The following is a 17,538-nucleotide window of genomic DNA, read 5'->3' on the forward strand; positions in this document are numbered from 1 at the left end:
ATCAATATAAAATGGGAAGATTTAGAAGACATATGTACGGAGAATACAGACAAGAATTTAGTACAGACGAAAGTTACAACGCAGCATACAGAAAAGTAAAAAAGATTAAAGGTTTTTACTCACATTTAAAAGTATACATTATTGTAAATATCATTATTATTGTTTCAAACTTAAACAGAGATTTTTTCGGACATAATATTTACGATAGCAGATTGTTTGACTGGCATACATATTCAACAGCATTTTATTGGGGAATAGCTTTAGGGATTCACGCATTTACAGTATTTGGACCTGATTTATTTTTCAACGAAGATTGGGAGCAAAAAAAAATCCAAAAATACATGGATAAGAAAACTTCAAATACCAACAAATGGGAGTAATTTTAATTTTTTTTTCAATCAATAAATGACCACATTAATTATAGAAGACGAAAAACCGGCAGCAAGATTATTGCAGAGAAAGCTTGAAAAGCTAGAAATTGCCGTAGAAACCATGTTACATTCTGTAGAAGAATCTGTAGTTTGGTTTACTAACAATGAACATCCTGATTTGATATTTTTGGATATCCAATTATCTGACGGTTTATCGTTCGAAATTTTTGAGAAAATAGACATCAAAAGTGCTATTATTTTTACAACCGCTTATGATGAATATGCTTTAAAAGCATTTAAACTTAATAGTATAGATTATCTATTAAAGCCAATTGATGAGGATGATTTGGAAGTAGCAGTTGCTAAATTCAAAACACGTTTGCCAAAGTCAAATCCAGACAGTCAAAATCTGCAGCTTGATTTTGAACAAATACGCAGAATACTGTCGAACCCTTTTGAAAAGAATTATAAAAAGCGATTTACGGTTAAAATCGGACAGCATTTAAAAGTGATCACAACTGATGAAATCGAATGTTTTTTTAGTGAAAACAAAGGAACTTATATTCATACTTTCGACAATCGAAACTATTTAATCGATTCGACTTTAGAGATTCTGGAGCAGGAATTAGATATGAAAGATTTCTACAGGGTAAGCAGAAAATTCATTGTGCCGCTTCAGGCAATTAAGGAAATTCAGGTCTACACCAATTCACGACTTAAAGTTGTTTTGCCAACTTATAAAGAAGATGAGGTTATTGTAAGCCGAGAAAAAGTTCAGGATTTTAAGAGTTGGCTGGGCTAGATTTCTTAGCCTCCAAAATCATATAAAACTGAATTCCGAATAATACAGAAGCCATTACCAAATGTATCGCCTGACTTCCTATTGGGAAATCAAAATACGCCATTGCAATTCCAGTGAAAATTTCGATTACGATAATGGAAAGCACCCAGTTTATTTTTGAAAAACCTAAGCCAAATTTGGTGTTTCTAATATACAAGTATAAATTTATCAAAAGGACTAAAATAGAGAATGAACGGTGAACGTAAAAAATAACTGACGGATTTTGTAGCCAAAGAATACTGGCCGTCAAACCATTTTTTACCTGTTCATCTACAAACTGGCGTACTTGTGTTCCAATTGCTACCTGAATTAAAGTAAGTAAAAGCGAAAATAAAAGTACATTTCTGAAAGTAGAATCATATCTTACTGTAACTAATTTCGGTCTGGCTAATTGAATAATGTATAAAATTACAGCAACAATTACCAAAGCCATAACCATATGAACAGTTATTTTTATTGGGTTTAATACCGAATAAACCACTTTTGCACCCAACCATGCCTGAAAGCCCATCATAAAAACGACTAACCAGGAGAGTAAAGTGATTTTTTTGTTTTGTTTCCAAAATCTAAAGGAAGCAATTGCCATGAAAAAACACGCCATTCCTGCTAAGGCCCCACACAATCTGTTGATATATTCAATCCAGGTATGTAAAGGGTTAAAAATAGCATAATCATGTTTTGTATATTTTTCCCAGTGCGTAACATCAAAAGAAGCTTCAGTAGTAAAATTATCTTTTGCCACTAAAAGTATTTCATTTTTAATGATTACTTGTCCCTTTTCAAAAGTACGGTTTTGTTCCCAGGTTAATTCTCTCAAATCTGTTGGAGGAATGTAATACCCAAAACATTTTGGCCAATCAGGGCAGCCCATTCCAGAACCTGTCATACGAACCAAAGCTCCTGCAATAATTACTAAATAAACTAAAACTAATGCTGTTTTTGCGATTGTAGGGAAGTTTTTTTTCATTCTGTTCCGATTAATTCGATTTCGTTTTCTTTGCTAATTTTTATTAGGTAGAAATTTAATAAATAGAAGTTTATAAGGCTATTTGCACTAAATATTATAGTTGTTCTTGTAATGCGCGTTAGGTAATTGTTCTTTATTTTGAAATTTAAAAGGTCTCCAATAAAATAAAATTCAAAACAAAAATAAATTAGTATTATTATGATAGGAGTAAGAATGCAAATTAGAGCAACTATAAATTTGATTTTGATTTTTTTGATTTCACCTTTAGCTTTTAGTTTTTTTAAAAAGAAAAAATAAGTAAATGCCATTGTTCCAAAAAATACAGAAAAAAAAAGCACCCCTAATGCATCCATTATTTTTTAAGTTTTAAATTTAACTTTTCAGCTCTTTTAATTACAAAATCATAAGCAGCCTGATATTCATTTGGAATATCGCCTTCTAAAATTGCTTCTTTTACAGCTTCTTTTAAAATTCCAATTTCTCTTGAAGGTTTTAAATCGAACATCTCCATAATTTCTTCGCCGGAAATGGGCGGTTGAAAATTACGTACATGATCGCGTTCTTCAACTTCAACAATTTTTCTACGGACAACTTCAAAGTTTTTGTGATATTTTTTGAATTTCGATGGGTTTTTCGTTGTGATATCGGCTTCGCATAATGTCATTAAATTTTCAACATCTTCTCCTGCATCAAAAACTAAACGACGCACTGCACTGTCGGTCACTATATCTTCAGCCAAAACAATTGGACGCGAACTCATAATCACCATTTTTTGTACAAATTTCATTTTATGATTTAATGGCATGTGTAAACGTTCGAATATTTTTTTAGCCATTTTTCCGCCTAAAAATTCATGTCCGTGAAATGTCCAGCCTTGTTTTTTGTTGAAACGTTTTGTTGGCGCTTTCCCAATATCATGTAATAATGCCGACCAACGTAACCAGACATCGTCTGTATGTGGGGAAATATTATCGACGACTTCTAAAGTGTGATAAAAGTTGTTTTTATGTGTATGACCTTCAATTTCTTCTACCTGATTTAAAGCTGTTAATTCTGGAAGAATAATATCTAAAAGTCCTGTTTGATATAAAAGTAAAAATCCAACAGAAGGTTTATCAGTAGAAAGGATTTTGTTCAATTCATCGACAATTCTTTCGCCCGAAATAATTTTAATTCTCTCTGCGTTTTTGGTTATAGCATTAAGAGAATTTTTCTCAATTTCAAAACCTAATTGATTGGCAAAACGAATGGCTCGTAACATTCGCAAAGGATCATCAGAATATGTGATATTTGCGTCTAAAGGCGTTTTTATAGTTTTGTTTTCAAGATCCGCCAATCCGTTAAAAGGATCCGAAAGATCTCCGAAAGTTTTTTTATTTAATGATAAAGCCAAAGCATTGATCGTAAAATCACGACGGTTTTGATCATCTTCCAGAGTTCCGTTTTCAACAATAGGATTTCGACTTTCAAAATTATAAGATTCTTTTCTGGCACCAACAAATTCAATATCAGTGTCTTCAAAACGGAGCATTGCCGTTCCGTACGTTTTAAAAACCTGTACTTTAGGTTTTTTTGGAAGCAATTCAGAAACTTTTAAAGCCAATTCGATACCGCTTCCAACGGCCACTACATCAATGTCTTTTTTTGATCCTCGGGTTAAAAGTAAATCACGAACAAAACCACCAATAACATAACTGTCAACGTTTAGTTCCTGAGATGCCTGCGAAATTATGCCAAAGATTTTGTGTTGTAAAGCTGTTTTGTAATTTGTTTGTATAGCCACGAATTCACGAATTTTTAAGTATTACATTCTTTTCTTGAAGAGAATAAAACGTCTGCAAATTTACAACATAGAAAATGCCTTTTATAATGTAACGATCACTTTTTTATAGAAATTCATAGTTTGAGGCATGAAATTTTATTAATCACAAAAAGGTTTGGGATCAATTTCACGAATTCAAACAAATTCTTTCAGTTCTAAAAAATTGAGATCAGTAGAAATCAATGCCATTCCTGGGAATAAAATAATATGCTAATCGTGGCTTATAGAACTATCAAACAAATCAATTCCGATAGCTTATTTTTAAAAATTCAATTTGTATTTTTGAAACATAGAAAAACGTACAAATGAAAATTGTTATATCGCCAGCGAAGTCACTGAATTTCGAAAAAGAATTACCAACTACTCAATATACTGAACCGTCATTTTTAAAAGAAGCGCGTCAGGTTCATAAAGTTTTAAAAACTAAAAAGCCAGCAGAATTATCTGAATTAATGTCGATTTCAGACAAATTATCTGATTTAAACTGGGAACGTAATCAAAAATGGAAAACACCTTTTTCTCCTGAAAATGCCCGCCCGGCTGTTTATACTTTTGATGGTGATGTATATACCGGTTTAGATGCGTATACAATTTCGTTAGAAAAATTAGAGGTATTGCAGGATAAACTTAGAATTCTATCCGGACTGTACGGAGTTTTAAAACCACTCGATTTAATGCAGGCGTACCGTTTAGAAATGGGAACAAAAATGCCTGTTGGTGAATATAAAAACCTTCATGAATTCTGGAAACCAACAGTAACCAAAGCTTTAAATAAAGAATTGACAAAAGATGAATTATTCGTGAATCTGGCCAGTAATGAATATTTTTCTGCAGTTGATGTAAAAACGTTAAAGGTTCCGGTTGTAACTCCCGATTTTAAAGATTATAAAGACGGAAAATTAAAAATGATCAGCTTCTTTGCTAAAAAAGCTAGGGGCATGATGGTGCGCTACATTATTGATACGAATGCCGAAACTATTGATGACCTAAAAGGTTTTAATTATGATGGGTATCATTTTGATGCGAATCTTTCAAAAGAAAATCATTTGGTCTTTACAAGATAATTTTTTAGAGGAACTAAGTTTTCGGTAGTGAGTCGTAGTCTCGATTCATATTGTCGGGAGGATTTTCTCTTCAAATGATAATAAATAAAATTATAAAATTTAAAAAGCCGGGTTAAATTTAATTAGCCCGGCTTTTCGTATTATAAAAAATTATAAATCAATTATTATTAATGCATTGCATCTGCAGGATTAATCTTGTTTTTGCCTTTTTTGATAAAAAGGATAATTGGAATACAACATAAGAACATAATTCCTAAGTACATAAAAATATCTATATAAGACATTACTGTACTTTGTTTCATAACGGCATAATCTAATGCCTGATATGATTTTTTAAGGGCGACATCAGCACTATATCCTTTTGACATAAAGGCTCTTTGCATTCCTGCAATACGCTGTTGAACATCGAATTTTGCAGGATCTAAGTTGTTTAATAAATTCACGCGGTGCTCCTGACTAAAACGAGTAATAAAAGTGGTAATAATTGCAATACCAAATGAACCTCCCAATTGACGCATCATTCCGGTAAAAGCAGCTCCTTCACCAATTTGTTTACCTTTTAAAGTGGAAAGCGAAAGTGTGGTAATAGGAACAAAAAGTAATCCTAAACCAATTCCTCTTAATATCAAAGGCCAGTACATATGCTCAACACCAGTGTCAGGTGTCATACGAGTCTGCATCATAAAGGTAAAGAAGAAGAAAACTAAAAATCCAACTCCCACCATATACCCTTGCGGAACACCTTTCTGAATCATGTTACCAACAAATGGCATCATAATCGCAGTAGTAATAGAACCTGGAATCAATAATAATCCGGCATCAGTGGCTGTCCATCCTAAAATAGACTGCGTGTAAATTGGGATAATCAAAGTTGAACCATATAATCCGAAACCAAGAATAAAACACATTATAGTTCCAATTCTTAAATTTCCATCTTTTAAAACACTCAGGTTTACAATTGGATGTTTATAGGTTAGCTCTCTCCAGATAAAAAGAATAAGCCCCATAACGGTAACAACACTTAAGGTTACAATTAATGAATCGTTAAACCAGTCGTCTTGCTGACCGTGTTCTAATACAAATTGTAAAGATCCAATGAAAGCAGCCAATAATATAATTCCCCACCAGTCAACCTGATTTGCTTTTAATTTTTCTCCGTATTTAGGACTTCTTACGAAAGTAAGAGCCAAAATAGTTGCAATAATCCCTAATGGAATATTGATGTAAAAAATATAGGGCCAGGAATAATTATCTACTAAATAACCTCCCAAAGGCGGACCTAAGGTTGGGCCAACAATTACACCCATTCCGTAAATAGCCTGAGCCATACCACGTTTTGCAATCGGATAACTTTCTGTAATAATGGTTTGGGCAGTTACTAATAAAGCTCCTCCACCCATTCCCTGTACAAACCTAAAAGCCACTAATTCCCAAATATTGCTTGCGTTACCACATAAAAAGGAGCAGACCGTAAATATTATGATAGAAGCCACAAAATAATTACGTCTTCCAAATTGCTGCGATAACCAACTCGTCATCGGAATTACAATTACATTCGCAATAGCGTATGCTGTAATTACCCAAGCCACATCTGTCAGGGTAGCACCAAGGCTGCCTCGCATGTCTGTTAGAGCTACGTTTACAATGGTCGTGTCAACGATTTCAAGCAAGGCACAAAGTACCGCCGTAATCGTTATTATGACACGTCTGTAACCGTATTCTACTAAATCGTCGTCTGCTTGTACTGCTGTTGCCATTTATTTATTTTAAATGTACGTCTACATCAACATTCATCCCTGGGCGTAATAATTTTACTTTTTCAGGATCGTTAGATGGATCTAAACTAATTTTTACTGGTAATCTTTGAATTGTTTTCACGAAATTTCCTGTTGCATTATCTGGAGGTAATAATGAAAAACGGGATCCGGTAGCAGGAGAGAATGATGTAACAATTCCTTTAAACTCATAGTTAGGATAGGCATCTACTTTTAAGCTTACTTTTTGTCCCACAATCATTTTGTTTAATTGTGTTTCTTTAAAGTTCGCTACAACCCAGGCTTCATTGTTATTTATGATATAAAATAAAGATTGTCCCGGCTGAACCAATTGTCCCGGCTGAATATCAACTTTAGAAACCTGACCGTCAATTGCAGCAGTTACAACAGTATATGTAAGGTTTAATTTTGCAACATCCAGCATTGTTTTAGCTCTTTTAATGTTTGCAGCAGCAACTTCAGTTTGTTTGTCAGAAGCTTTAGATTTAGATTCAATTACCGATTTTTGGTAAGAACTTGCTCTTTGTTGTTGCTCTAAAACACGTACCTGGTTTTCAGCTTCTTCTTTTGCAGTTTGAGCCTGCTCAAATTGTTGCTTTGTAATGGTATGTGTTTTATATAAATTGTTATAACGGTTAAAATCGTTTGTAAGCTGTCTCAATCTGATTTTTGCACTTTCAATTGAACCGCTTGCCGATTTCATGTTTGCATCTGAAACTGAGATACTCGCATAAGCACTTCCAATATCTGCTTTAGCAGCTTCGTATTGTCCTTCAGCTCCTAATAATGCAGCATTTGCTTCGTCAATTTTCAATTGATAATCTCTTTTGTCGATAGTAAATAAGGTATCTCCTTTTTTTACAAAATCATTATCTTTTACAAACACTTTACTAATGTATCCGGATACTCTTGGAATAATTGGATTCATTTTTTTCTCAATTTGAGCATCATCAGTTTCTTCGTGAGCCTGTGAATGTAAGTATTTTGATATTCCGTAAGTTCCGCCCACTAAAATCAAAACGGTTAATATGATGATGAATTTTTTATTTGTCTTTTTCTTTTCCATGAGAGCTATCGATTATATTTTAGAAAGATTGAATGATTGTGATAATTGTCCTGATACTGAAAGTAATTCGTAATATTTTTGAATTATAGTTGCTTTCGATAAAGCGGTGTTGATTTTAGCACTTAAGTGTTCAACATCTGCTTCTACCAAGTCGTTTGTGTCAGATAAACCGTTGTCAAATTTATCTTTTACAAGCCTGTAATTTTCAGATGCCTGTTGAAGCGCTTCATCGTAAACCACACTTTGGTTAATCGCTAAATCATAATCTTCAATAGATTTTTGAACTTCAATTTTGATGCGATCCGTCATAATAGCTTCAGTATTTTTTACTTCTAACGCTCTGCTTTCAGCTTCTTTTACATGTGCACTGTTTTTATAGATTCCTGATAAATCATAAGATAAACCAACTCCAAAATTCATTGCATATTTTACAGTAATAAAATCTTTTAGATCAAAAGCAGTATAACCGCCTAATAACGAAAGTGAGGGATAATAGCCTGATTTTGCCACTTTCACATTAGCTTCGCTCGCTTTTTGTTGAAAACGAATTGCCTCTAAATCTTTTCTGTTTTCAAGTGCCAAAGCATCTGAAGTAGGAGCATTTCCTGTTTTTAAACTAAAGAAATCACTTTCATTAACAGTTAACTTTACGCTAGGATCTAATTTAAGCAAAGTCGTTAAATAAAAATTAATATTATTGATGTTATTATTAGCCTCATCAATAGATAATTGCGTTTTAGAAACCAATAATTGTGCTTTCAATAAATCATTTCTTGGAATTATTCCGTTTTTCTCTAATTCCGTAAAATCAGTTACACGCTGTTTAGCTTGTTTTTGATTTTCGTTTAAAAGATCCAATGTTTTTTGAGCTTTATATAGCGCAGTGTAATAGGTTATTACACGTAAGGCAACATCTTCTTTAGTTTTTTCTGCATTGGCAGTTTCAGCTTCATATAAATTATTTGAAGCATCAATACTGCTTTGGATTTTAAATCCTGCAAATATTGGCAAACTTAGATTCGCCATTCCTAACATTGCCTGATTCGGAGATGGTGCTGGTTCAGAAGAACTGGCTTCATCATTATGCATATCAATCGAAGCTTTTCCCAAACGCTGATATTGTCCTGAAATTTTAAGATCAGGATATTGATTATTTTTGACCGTTTGCAATTCGTATTTTTTTGAGTTTACCTTAGTATTGGCAAGTGTAACTTCGTTGCTTTTTTCCCAGGCCATTTTAACGGCTTCGTCTAAGGTTAAACTTGTTTTCTCTTGTGCTTCTATTGATGAGATTCCGATAAAGAAAATACCAAAGAGCAATAATGGATTAATTTTCATAAACAAGTAGCGCTTTTATAGTTTGTTGAATGTGCTTTGTAAGACTGGTTTTAATGTAATTGTTATACATTTCTTCGGTTTTTAAATTCAATAATTCCACGAAGAAGGATTTATTCATGTGAAAGTGAAAGAAGGTTCCAATTATGGTTGGTGTAAGCAGCGGAATTATAACATCTTTTCTAAAAACGCCTTTTAATTGGCCTTGTGCTATAATACTTTCTACTGATTTTAGATTGCCTTTTTTTAATTCGGTAAAAGCGATCATGCTTTTTTCTCTTTTCTCTGAATTGATTTCGAAATGTAAAACTCTGAAAATGCCTTTGTTACAGCTAATTCTATTGATGTAAATTTCAATCAATTTATTGACTTTTTCAATCGGTTCCAGATTTTCCTGTAATAAATTTTCGAGTTGTAGTTTTAAATCAGAAGTTTTATAGAGAATTAAAGCCTCCAGAAGTCTTTCTTTTGAACCAAAATAATACGAAACCATGGCAATATTAATTTTGGCATGTTTTGAGATATCCCGTATTGATGTACCCTCAAATCCTTTCTCAGAAAATAGTTTTTCAGCAACTTCCAGAATCTGAATTTTTTTGTCGTTTAATTCGATGTTTGACATGGTAATGTTTGTAATCGGATACAAAATTAAACAAGTGTTTAAATTAAACGCTTGTTTAATTTTTGTTTAACAAAAAATTAACACAAAAAGATATAGTTATTTTTGAAAATAAAAAAAGCTGAAACTTATATTTCAGCTTATATCTTTCAAAATTTTGTCATTACTTTTTCGTCGGAAATGTCAACATGAAATTAATTATTAATTGGGCATATGGTTCTATCTAATGTCCCCTACAAATTCAGAAATTTTTCCAGAACCACTTTCGCTCAAATGTTTGATAAAAGCACTTCCAATAATAGCTCCTTTTGCATATTTTGTTGCCTGATTAAAGGTTTCTTTATTTGAAATTCCGAAACCAACAATTTGTGGATTTTTCAAATGCATGTTTCCGATTCTTTCGAAATAACTTTCCTGTGTATTTCCAAAACCGGATTGAGAACCCGTTACACTTGCAGAACTTACCATATATATAAATCCGTTTGAAACGCTGTCGATAAATCGAATACGATCGTCTGAAGTTTGTGGCGTAATCAGGAAAACATTGATTAGTCCGTTTTTTTCAAAAATTGCTTTGTATTTTTCAGCATAAACATCAACCGGTAAATCCGGAATGATCAACCCGTCAATACCAATTTCGGCACATTTTTTACAGAATGCTTCGACTCCGTATTGCAGCATCGGATTAAAATAACCCATAATTATCAACGGAATTTTTACGCTTTCGCGAATATTCTTCAGTTGATCAAAAAGAATTTGAGTGGTCATCCCGTTATGAAGTGCCTGTGTAGAACTTGCCTGAATAGTTGGTCCATCGGCCAGAGGATCGCTGAAAGGCAAACCGATTTCGATTAAGTCAACGCCATTTTTTTCTAAATCCTGAATGATTTGAACGGTATCATTTAAACTGGGATATCCCGCCGAAAAATAAATAGAAAGAATCTTTTTTTCTTCTTGTAGTTTCTGAGTTATTCTGTTCATTTTATTATATATTTTATCTCTCAGGCTGTAAGAAAACCTGTCAGTTGGTGTATTCTTTTTTTTAAATTTTTAACTCTCAATATAAATCCATGCCGTTATTCCGGATTTCAGTGTGACCTGAGCTCTTTTATAAGCATTCGATTCGAATAGATCTGCTTTAGCTAAATCTGCAGTTGTGATACTGAAAACAATTCCGTCTACTGAATCTGAAGGATTTTCACTTGGTGTTGCCACAAAATAATCTTCCATTCCAAATTCTTCTTCTATCTGCAGGTCTTTTATTTTGTAACCCATGAGCTGGTCTGGTGTTCCGGCCAACAGTTTGTTAAAAACCTGCATTTGAATTTCTTTAGATTGTAATGTTCCGTAAGAAAATATTTGTTCCATAATTACTATTTTTCTCGTTATTTGTTTGCGTTAGGGATAGGAGCGGTATCTCCCGATTTAGAAAAACAAGGCTTTTTAGCCTTAGTTTTTGTTAATCGGGAATTTAGCGGACAGCCCGACCGCAGGGAACGCCCAAATTACGATTTTTATTGTAATTTAAAATACTCTATGTAATTATCTAAATCTTTATCACCACGACCTGAAAGGCTTATTACTACAATATCTGTTGGTTTGAATTTTTTTTGATCCAAAACTGCAAAAGCATGTGCGCTCTCGATTGCCGGAATAATACCTTCTAATTTAGTTAATTGCAACCCTGCGTTCATCGCATCATCATCGGTAACGGAGAAAAATTCACCACGACCAGTTTGTGCCAAATGTGCATGCATTGGACCAACTCCGGGATAATCTAAACCTGCAGAAATCGAATACGGTTCTGTAATTTGACCATCAGGTGTTTGCATCAAAAGGGTTTTGCAACCGTGGATAACACCTACTTTTCCTAGTTTACTGGTTGCTGCACTGTGACCGCTATCAACGCCTTTTCCGGCAGCTTCGACGGCTATGATTCCAACTTCCGGCTCATGTAAAAAGTGATAGTACGTCCCGGCAGCGTTACTTCCACCACCAATACAGGCCACAACATAATCAGGGTTTTCACGTCCTTCTTTTTCTTTTAGCTGCCACTTTATTTCTTCAGAAATCACACTTTGAAAACGCGTTACCATATCCGGATAAGGGTGAGGTCCAATCGCAGATCCGATAATATAATGGGTGTCAACCGGATTGTTGATCCAGTCACGAATCGCTTCGTTTGTAGCATCTTTTAAAGTTCTGGAACCCGAAAGTGCCGGACGAACTTCAGCGCCTAACATTTTCATACGGGCTACGTTTGGCGCCTGGCGAGCAATGTCAATCTCGCCCATGTACACAATACACTCCATGCCCATTAATGCACAAACTGTTGCAGTTGCAACTCCGTGTTGACCGGCACCCGTTTCGGCAATAATTCGTTTTTTGCCCAAACGTCTTGCTACTAATATTTGTCCAATTGTATTATTAACTTTATGTGCTCCGGTATGGTTTAAGTCTTCTCTTTTCAGATAAACTTTGGTATTGTATTTTTCAGATAGACGTTTTGCAAAATAAAGCGGACTAGGGCGGCCAACGTAATCTTTAAGTAATTGGTCAAACTCTGCTTTGAAATAGGGTTCTGCAGTGATTTTTAAATAATTCTGGCGTAATTCTTCTACATTTGGATAGAGCATTTCGGGAATATAAGCTCCTCCAAATTCTCCGTAATATCCTTTTTCGTCGACGTTAAAATTCATTTTATTTAAATTTTAGATGTTTACAATATCAAGTTTTCTTTTGAAATTGCTTAATAAATTTTTGTTTTTTAATCCGGCTTCAATTTCAAATCGGCTGTTTACGTCAATGGCGTAAATAGGTAATTTGAGATTTTCAATCGCTGCTATTTCTTTCATTCCGATACCGCCGCTCAAGAAAAACGGTTTGTCAGATTTATATTTTTTTAATATTTCCCAGTCGAAAGTGGCTCCGTTACCACCTGGTAATTTTCCTTTTGTATCAAACAGAAAGTAATTACAGATATTTTCATAAGGTTTCAGAACATCAAAATCAAAATCTTCTCCAACTGAAAATACTTTTATAATTTCGATTTTAGGATCAATTTTACTTTTTAGATCCTGACAAAATTCAACCGATTCTTTTCCGTGAAGCTGAATAGCTTGTAAATCGTGTTGGTCAATTTTTTCGATGATATTTCCAACTGATTCGTTTACAAAAACACCTGTTTTTTTTATTGTTTTGATCAGTTCAGGAATTTCACCGTTAAAATAGCGAGCGGATTTTTCCCAGAAAATAAATCCCATATAATCGGGTAGGAGTGTGCCTACTTCGAGAATGTTTTGGGGATGCTTCATACCGCATATTTTGAGTTTCATTTTTTGATGCTTTAAGAGCTTATAGCTGTTTAATAAATTCTGTTGCTGCTTTTCCTGCGTTGTCGGTTTTCATGAAGTTTTCTCCAATTAAAAAACCATTGTAACCATAAGGTCTCAATTCAGAAATGGCTTCGATTGAAGAGATTCCGCTTTCTGAAACTTTTACAAACTCATCCGGAATTTTTGAAGCCAGTTGCTTGCTGAAATCCAGACTTACTTCAAACGTTTTTAGATTTCTGTTGTTTACGCCAATCATGTCTAAACTTGGCATAATAGATTTTTCCAGTTCTTCCTGATTGTGAACTTCCAGTAAAACTTCCAGCCCTAATTTCTTTGCGAATGCCGACAATGATTTGATCTCTTCGCGTGTTAAAACAGCAGCAATCAGTAAAATTAAATCTGCTCCAAACGCTTTTGCTTCTAAAATCTGGTATTCATCAACAATAAATTCTTTTCGTAAAAGCGGAATATTCACGCTCGCTCTTGCCAAAAGTAAATCGTCTAAGGAACCGCCAAAATATTTTCCATCGGTTAAAACCGAAATTCCGCAAGCTCCGGCACTTTCATATCCTTTAACGACTTCTTCAACTGTAAAACTATGATTTATTACTGATTTTGAAGGAGAACGGCGTTTGTGTTCAGCAATAATTCCGGTTGAACTCGTTCTGAGTTTTTGACTTAAGGAAATGGTTTTTCTTCCAAAAAACACTGAATTTTCCAATTGCGAAACAGGAATGATCGATTTTTTAAGAACTACTTCTCTTTTTTTATCAATTATAATTTTGTCTAAAATATTCATTTCTATAGTTTTTATTCTTTTAATCTGTTGACTACTTTTCCTATTGTCAATCCTTGTACGAGGATTGAAAAACAAACAATAATATAGGTTATGGTTACCCAAATTTCTTTGCCTAATTCATTTGGAATCGATAAAGCTAAGGCAATCGAAATTCCGCCTCGCAAACCACCCCAAGTAAGGATTAATAATGTTTTTCTGGTAATTGTTTCTTTTACGCGAATCAAAATTGAAGGTACAGAAAGCGAAATGTAACGAATGATTAAAGAAGCTACAATAATGATTGAGGAAACTAATATTAAACTATTATTGAATTTTATAATTAACAATTCTAAACCAATAAGCACAAATAACAAAGCGTTTAAAATTTCGTCAATTAGTTCCCAAAATTTATCTACGTATTCGGCAGTTTTATTTGACATTCCGAGGCTTTTTCCTTGATTTCCTGTAATCAAACCTGCAATTACCATGGCTAAAGGTCCCGAAACATGAAGGTAATGTGCGAGAGAATAACCGCCCATTACGAGCGCTAGTGTGATAAGCACTTCTACATTGTAATTGTCAATACTCGCAATTAATTTATAAGCAAACCAACCTAAAATAGCGCCCATTATCATTCCTCCAATAGCTTCCTGTCCAAAAAAAACAAGTATATCAGGAATCGATATTTCACTGCCGGGCTTCGCCAATTGCAAAATAGTAATAAAAACCACAACAGCTACACCATCGTTAAAAAGGGATTCTCCTGCAATCTTGGTTTCTAATGATTTAGAGACTCCCGCACTTTTTAAAATACTTAAAACAGCAATAGGATCGGTAGGTGAAATTAAAGACCCAAAAAGTAAACATTGAACGAGTGTAACGTCAAAATGAAACCAACCTAAAATGTAAAAACTGGTGTAACCTACTAAAATAGTACTGATAACAACACTAATCGTGGAGTAAAGTAAAATACTTAATTTTTCAGCTTTTAAATCTTCTAATTTAATATGGATGGCACCCGCAAATAACATAAAACTCAACATAACTTCGAGTAGCAATTCGCTAAAGTCAATATCGCCAAGCAGTTTTTCGACCTCTATTTTTAAAAAAGGAAAAAAAGGACTAATTGCAATAATTGCCAATGAAAACAACAAAGAAACGAGCATTAAGCCAATTGTATTAGGTAATTTAAAATACCTGAAATTGACATAAGCAAAACTTGCTGAGAGTACAATTAGTAAAGAGATTAAAGGAAATAAGTCCATTGTTTGTGATTTATTAAATTCGATATTTCTAATTCCGAAATATAACTTTAGTTTTTACTTAGTTTTTGCAAGGTATTCAAAGCTTTTAATCCTTTTCCGGAAAATAAACTTTCTTTCGCCAATTCAAATCCTTCCAGCGGAGAACATTTTGTAACCGTTGCCATTGCCATTGCTGCATTGGCTAAGACTACATTGTTTTGCGCTTCTGTGCCTTTTCCTGAAAGAATGCTGATAAACATAGCGGCAGATTCTTCGATCGTTTTTCCACCTTCAATTTCGCTTTGCAATAATTGCCTAACTCCGAAATCTTCCGGTTTCAACATTCCTTCCATATGATTTGAAATCGTTTTGGTTGGACCTGTCAGGGATATTTCATCGTAACCGTCAAGTGAATGTAAGATCGTGAAATTTACATTGGTACTTTGGTATAAATACGCATATATTCTGGCCAATTCTAAATTAAAAACGCCAACCAGCTGGTTTTTTGGAAAAGATGGATTTACCATTGGTCCCAACATATTAAAGAATGTTTTCACAGCCAATTCTTTACGGATTGACCCAACATTTTTCATTGCCGGGTGAAATAGGGGAGCGTGTAAAACACAAATTCCGGCTTTATCAATACATTTTTCTAAAAAGGAAGTATCGTTGCTGAACTTAATTCCCATTTTTTCCATTACGTTGCTTGAGCCCGAAATTGATGAAACCCCGTAATTTCCGTGTTTCGCAACTTTTATTCCGGCTCCTGCAGCAACAAATGAAGCTAAAGTGGAAATATTAAAAGTGTCTTTTCCGTCACCTCCGGTTCCGCATAAATCGATTGTATTGTAGGCTGATAAGTCAACACGAATGCATAATTCCAATAAAGCTTCACGAAATCCTGAAAGCTCGTCAATCGTAATGCTTCGCATCATAAATACGGTCAAAAATGCCGAAATCTGGCTTGGGTTGTAGTTTCCGTTTGAAATGTTAATCAATACATTTTTAGCTTCTTCTTTTGAGAGTACTTCGTGATTGATTAATTTGTTTAATATGTTTTTCATTTATAGATAAGTCTTAAAGTCGGAAGTCAAAGGTCTTAAAGTCTTCTGACTTTTAATTTTTAGTTTAATTACTGTTTTTTATTTTAAAATATACTGAAAGACTAAGTTTATTGCGTATTTAACTTTATGACTTTCGACTAGCTTTTAAGCCAATTCTCTAAAATCCTTTTCCCGTTAGGTGTTAAAACGCTTTCCGGGTGAAATTGTACACCTCGTACATCGTATGTTTTGTGACGTAAAGACATTACCTGACCGTGTTCTTCAAAGGAAGTAGCTTCTAAAACATCCGGTAAATCAGCATCAACAACCCACGAATGATAACGGCCAACTTCAAATTCATCTTCGAGTCCTTCAAATAAGGATTCGTCAGTAACAGCTTTTTTTACATTTGTGGCAACGCCGTGGTATACTTTGTCAAGGTTTGAAAGCGTTCCTCCAAAAACTTCTCCAATAGCCTGTTGTCCTAAGCAAACTCCTAAAATACTTTTTGTTGGTGCATATTTACGAATTACATCTTTCAGCAATCCTGCTTCGTCTGGAATTCCTGGTCCTGGTGAAAGTAGAATTTTATCGAAAGAATCAATTTCGTCAATATCAAATTCATCGTTTCTGTAAACGGTTACTTCACAGTCTAAATCTTCTAAATAGTGTACTAAATTATAAGTGAAACTATCGTAATTGTCTATAACTAATATTTTTTTCATTTTTTTGTTTTTTTATATTTCAAGTTTCAGGTTTCAACTTGAAACAAAGAAAACCTGAAACTATTTTTTATTTTTCCCGAACGTACTTTTCAGTGATAATTCGATTGATTCCTAATTTTTCTACTTTTTCGATTCCTTTTTGGGTTAACGTGTCGTTTTTAACTTTCACTACAAACTCAAACTTGCCATTTTCCCATTGACGGTTATTGAAATATTCCAGATTTTCTGTATAAATACTGTCTTTCAAAGTATATTTTCCGCCTCCGCCAAAGAAAACGACATTTGTACTATCTTTTCCATTTTCCATATCGTGATTAAAAAAAGCAAAATGAGAATTATTTATAATTTTAATCATTTTTGTTTTTGGATTGAAAGTTGAGAAAGTTGAATCTTTTTCTGTCGTTTCAGCTGATATCAATCGCCAGGTTCCCGTTAACGGAATAGGTGTTATTTCTTTCTTATTTTCACAAGAAGCAAAAAGTAAAATTGCAATCAAAAAGGGAATTATTTTCTTCATGTTTTTTTTAAAGTTTCAAGTTTTAGCTTTTTAAGT

General features: G+C 33.8%; 19 protein-coding genes. 3 read left to right on the top strand and 16 right to left on the bottom strand.

Features of this window, described 5'->3' with window-relative positions:
• Positions 1 to 11: 11 nt before the first annotated feature.
• Both ACEN2I_RS00990 and ACEN2I_RS00995 read left to right on the top strand, forming a co-directional pair.
• Positions 12 to 380 carry a 2TM domain-containing protein gene (locus tag ACEN2I_RS00990; protein ID WP_441764251.1) on the top strand — a complete coding sequence of 123 codons (369 nt, stop codon included), beginning with the start codon at positions 12 to 14 and terminating at the stop codon, positions 378 to 380.
• A gap of 25 nt (positions 381 to 405) precedes the next feature.
• On the top strand, positions 406 to 1,173 hold the full coding sequence (locus ACEN2I_RS00995) for a LytR/AlgR family response regulator transcription factor (RefSeq protein WP_441764252.1): 768 nt from the start codon (positions 406 to 408) through the stop codon (positions 1,171 to 1,173).
• Here ACEN2I_RS00995 and ACEN2I_RS01000 read toward each other — a convergent pair.
• The 3 genes from ACEN2I_RS01000 to ACEN2I_RS01010 are packed head-to-tail and all read right to left on the bottom strand — an operon-like array spanning position 1,154 to position 3,962.
• A complete protein-coding gene (locus ACEN2I_RS01000) occupies positions 1,154 to 2,179 on the bottom strand; it encodes a COX15/CtaA family protein (protein WP_441764253.1) in 1,026 nt (341 codons plus the stop codon). The genes ACEN2I_RS00995 and ACEN2I_RS01000 overlap by 20 nt on opposite strands.
• Positions 2,176 to 2,532, bottom strand: a complete 357-nt coding sequence (locus tag ACEN2I_RS01005; RefSeq protein ID WP_441764254.1) for a hypothetical protein — start codon at positions 2,530 to 2,532, stop codon at positions 2,176 to 2,178. The genes ACEN2I_RS01000 and ACEN2I_RS01005 overlap by 4 nt, the downstream gene beginning before the upstream one ends.
• Positions 2,532 to 3,962, bottom strand: coding sequence for a CCA tRNA nucleotidyltransferase (locus ACEN2I_RS01010; protein WP_441764255.1), 1,431 nt, complete (start codon positions 3,960 to 3,962; stop codon positions 2,532 to 2,534). Before ACEN2I_RS01010 ends, ACEN2I_RS01005 begins: the two co-directional genes overlap by 1 nt.
• 344 nt (positions 3,963 to 4,306) lie before the next feature.
• On the opposite strand from ACEN2I_RS01010, the gene yaaA reads away from it, so the two are divergent.
• Positions 4,307 to 5,065 (top strand): peroxide stress protein YaaA, encoded by a 759-nt coding sequence (yaaA, locus tag ACEN2I_RS01015; RefSeq protein WP_441764256.1) that lies wholly within the window; start codon positions 4,307 to 4,309, stop codon positions 5,063 to 5,065.
• 167 nt (positions 5,066 to 5,232) lie between these two features.
• On the opposite strand, the gene ACEN2I_RS01020 is transcribed toward yaaA, so the two are convergent.
• The 13 genes from ACEN2I_RS01020 to ACEN2I_RS01080 all read right to left on the bottom strand — a co-directional run bounded on the left by ACEN2I_RS01020 (position 5,233) and on the right by ACEN2I_RS01080 (position 17,502).
• Positions 5,233 to 6,822, bottom strand: coding sequence for an MDR family MFS transporter (locus ACEN2I_RS01020; protein ID WP_441764257.1), 1,590 nt, complete (start codon positions 6,820 to 6,822; stop codon positions 5,233 to 5,235).
• A 4-nt stretch (positions 6,823 to 6,826) separates the two neighbouring features.
• On the bottom strand, positions 6,827 to 7,906 hold the full coding sequence (locus ACEN2I_RS01025) for an HlyD family secretion protein (protein ID WP_441764258.1): 1,080 nt from the start codon (positions 7,904 to 7,906) through the stop codon (positions 6,827 to 6,829).
• Positions 7,907 to 7,918: 12 nt separating this feature from the next.
• A complete protein-coding gene (locus ACEN2I_RS01030) occupies positions 7,919 to 9,244 on the bottom strand; it encodes a TolC family protein (RefSeq protein ID WP_441764259.1) in 1,326 nt (441 codons plus the stop codon).
• Entirely contained in the window at positions 9,234 to 9,863 is a 630-nt protein-coding gene (locus ACEN2I_RS01035; RefSeq protein ID WP_441764260.1) for a TetR/AcrR family transcriptional regulator, read from the bottom strand. The genes ACEN2I_RS01030 and ACEN2I_RS01035 overlap by 11 nt, the downstream gene beginning before the upstream one ends.
• Before the next feature lie 216 nt (positions 9,864 to 10,079).
• Positions 10,080 to 10,841: a tryptophan synthase subunit alpha gene (gene trpA / locus ACEN2I_RS01040; protein WP_441764261.1), complete on the bottom strand. Its 762-nt coding sequence runs from the start codon at positions 10,839 to 10,841 to the stop codon at positions 10,080 to 10,082.
• Between the two features lie 69 nt (positions 10,842 to 10,910).
• Positions 10,911 to 11,228, bottom strand: a complete 318-nt coding sequence (locus ACEN2I_RS01045) for a gamma-glutamylcyclotransferase family protein (RefSeq protein WP_441764262.1) — start codon at positions 11,226 to 11,228, stop codon at positions 10,911 to 10,913.
• Positions 11,229 to 11,374: 146 nt separating this feature from the next.
• Complete coding sequence (trpB, locus tag ACEN2I_RS01050; protein ID WP_441764263.1) at positions 11,375 to 12,559, bottom strand: tryptophan synthase subunit beta; 1,185 nt, start codon at positions 12,557 to 12,559, stop codon at positions 11,375 to 11,377.
• A 12-nt stretch (positions 12,560 to 12,571) separates the two neighbouring features.
• Entirely contained in the window at positions 12,572 to 13,195 is a 624-nt protein-coding gene (locus ACEN2I_RS01055) for a phosphoribosylanthranilate isomerase (RefSeq protein ID WP_441764264.1), read from the bottom strand.
• A 19-nt stretch (positions 13,196 to 13,214) separates the two neighbouring features.
• On the bottom strand, positions 13,215 to 13,994 hold the full coding sequence (gene trpC, locus ACEN2I_RS01060) for an indole-3-glycerol phosphate synthase TrpC (protein ID WP_441764265.1): 780 nt from the start codon (positions 13,992 to 13,994) through the stop codon (positions 13,215 to 13,217).
• A gap of 11 nt (positions 13,995 to 14,005) precedes the next feature.
• Positions 14,006 to 15,238, bottom strand: a complete 1,233-nt coding sequence (locus ACEN2I_RS01065; protein WP_441764266.1) for a cation:proton antiporter — start codon at positions 15,236 to 15,238, stop codon at positions 14,006 to 14,008.
• A gap of 47 nt (positions 15,239 to 15,285) precedes the next feature.
• Positions 15,286 to 16,281, bottom strand: coding sequence for an anthranilate phosphoribosyltransferase (gene trpD, locus ACEN2I_RS01070; RefSeq protein ID WP_441764267.1), 996 nt, complete (start codon positions 16,279 to 16,281; stop codon positions 15,286 to 15,288).
• Between the two features lie 137 nt (positions 16,282 to 16,418).
• Complete coding sequence (locus tag ACEN2I_RS01075) at positions 16,419 to 16,985, bottom strand: anthranilate synthase component II (RefSeq protein WP_441764268.1); 567 nt, start codon at positions 16,983 to 16,985, stop codon at positions 16,419 to 16,421.
• A 67-nt stretch (positions 16,986 to 17,052) separates the two neighbouring features.
• Positions 17,053 to 17,502 carry a hypothetical protein gene (locus ACEN2I_RS01080; RefSeq protein WP_441764269.1) on the bottom strand — a complete coding sequence of 150 codons (450 nt, stop codon included), beginning with the start codon at positions 17,500 to 17,502 and terminating at the stop codon, positions 17,053 to 17,055.
• Positions 17,503 to 17,538: the final 36 nt, after the last annotated feature.

The sequence above is a fragment of the Flavobacterium sp. W22_SRS_FK3 genome, from assembly GCF_052113665.1.
Lineage (GTDB): Bacteria > Bacteroidota > Bacteroidia > Flavobacteriales > Flavobacteriaceae > Flavobacterium.

What these genes read in the sequence shown, in the direction of transcription:
- ACEN2I_RS00990 (WP_441764251.1), top strand. Translation starts at nt 12, where the DNA reads ATGGGAAGATTTAGAAGACATATGTACGGAGAATACAGACAAGAATTT.
- ACEN2I_RS00995 (WP_441764252.1), top strand. Translation starts at nt 406, where the DNA reads ATGACCACATTAATTATAGAAGACGAAAAACCGGCAGCAAGATTATTG.
- ACEN2I_RS01000 (WP_441764253.1), bottom strand. Translation starts at nt 2,179, where the DNA reads ATGAAAAAAAACTTCCCTACAATCGCAAAAACAGCATTAGTTTTAGTT.
- ACEN2I_RS01005 (WP_441764254.1), bottom strand. Translation starts at nt 2,532, where the DNA reads ATGGATGCATTAGGGGTGCTTTTTTTTTCTGTATTTTTTGGAACAATG.
- yaaA (WP_441764256.1), top strand. Translation starts at nt 4,307, where the DNA reads ATGAAAATTGTTATATCGCCAGCGAAGTCACTGAATTTCGAAAAAGAA.
- ACEN2I_RS01020 (WP_441764257.1), bottom strand. Translation starts at nt 6,822, where the DNA reads ATGGCAACAGCAGTACAAGCAGACGACGATTTAGTAGAATACGGTTAC.
- ACEN2I_RS01025 (WP_441764258.1), bottom strand. Translation starts at nt 7,906, where the DNA reads ATGGAAAAGAAAAAGACAAATAAAAAATTCATCATCATATTAACCGTT.
- ACEN2I_RS01030 (WP_441764259.1), bottom strand. Translation starts at nt 9,244, where the DNA reads ATGAAAATTAATCCATTATTGCTCTTTGGTATTTTCTTTATCGGAATC.
- ACEN2I_RS01035 (WP_441764260.1), bottom strand. Translation starts at nt 9,863, where the DNA reads ATGTCAAACATCGAATTAAACGACAAAAAAATTCAGATTCTGGAAGTT.
- trpA (WP_441764261.1), bottom strand. Translation starts at nt 10,841, where the DNA reads ATGAACAGAATAACTCAGAAACTACAAGAAGAAAAAAAGATTCTTTCT.
- ACEN2I_RS01045 (WP_441764262.1), bottom strand. Translation starts at nt 11,228, where the DNA reads ATGGAACAAATATTTTCTTACGGAACATTACAATCTAAAGAAATTCAA.
- trpB (WP_441764263.1), bottom strand. Translation starts at nt 12,559, where the DNA reads ATGAATTTTAACGTCGACGAAAAAGGATATTACGGAGAATTTGGAGGA.
- ACEN2I_RS01055 (WP_441764264.1), bottom strand. Translation starts at nt 13,195, where the DNA reads ATGAAACTCAAAATATGCGGTATGAAGCATCCCCAAAACATTCTCGAA.
- trpC (WP_441764265.1), bottom strand. Translation starts at nt 13,994, where the DNA reads ATGAATATTTTAGACAAAATTATAATTGATAAAAAAAGAGAAGTAGTT.
- ACEN2I_RS01065 (WP_441764266.1), bottom strand. Translation starts at nt 15,238, where the DNA reads ATGGACTTATTTCCTTTAATCTCTTTACTAATTGTACTCTCAGCAAGT.
- trpD (WP_441764267.1), bottom strand. Translation starts at nt 16,281, where the DNA reads ATGAAAAACATATTAAACAAATTAATCAATCACGAAGTACTCTCAAAA.
- ACEN2I_RS01075 (WP_441764268.1), bottom strand. Translation starts at nt 16,985, where the DNA reads ATGAAAAAAATATTAGTTATAGACAATTACGATAGTTTCACTTATAAT.
- ACEN2I_RS01080 (WP_441764269.1), bottom strand. Translation starts at nt 17,502, where the DNA reads ATGAAGAAAATAATTCCCTTTTTGATTGCAATTTTACTTTTTGCTTCT.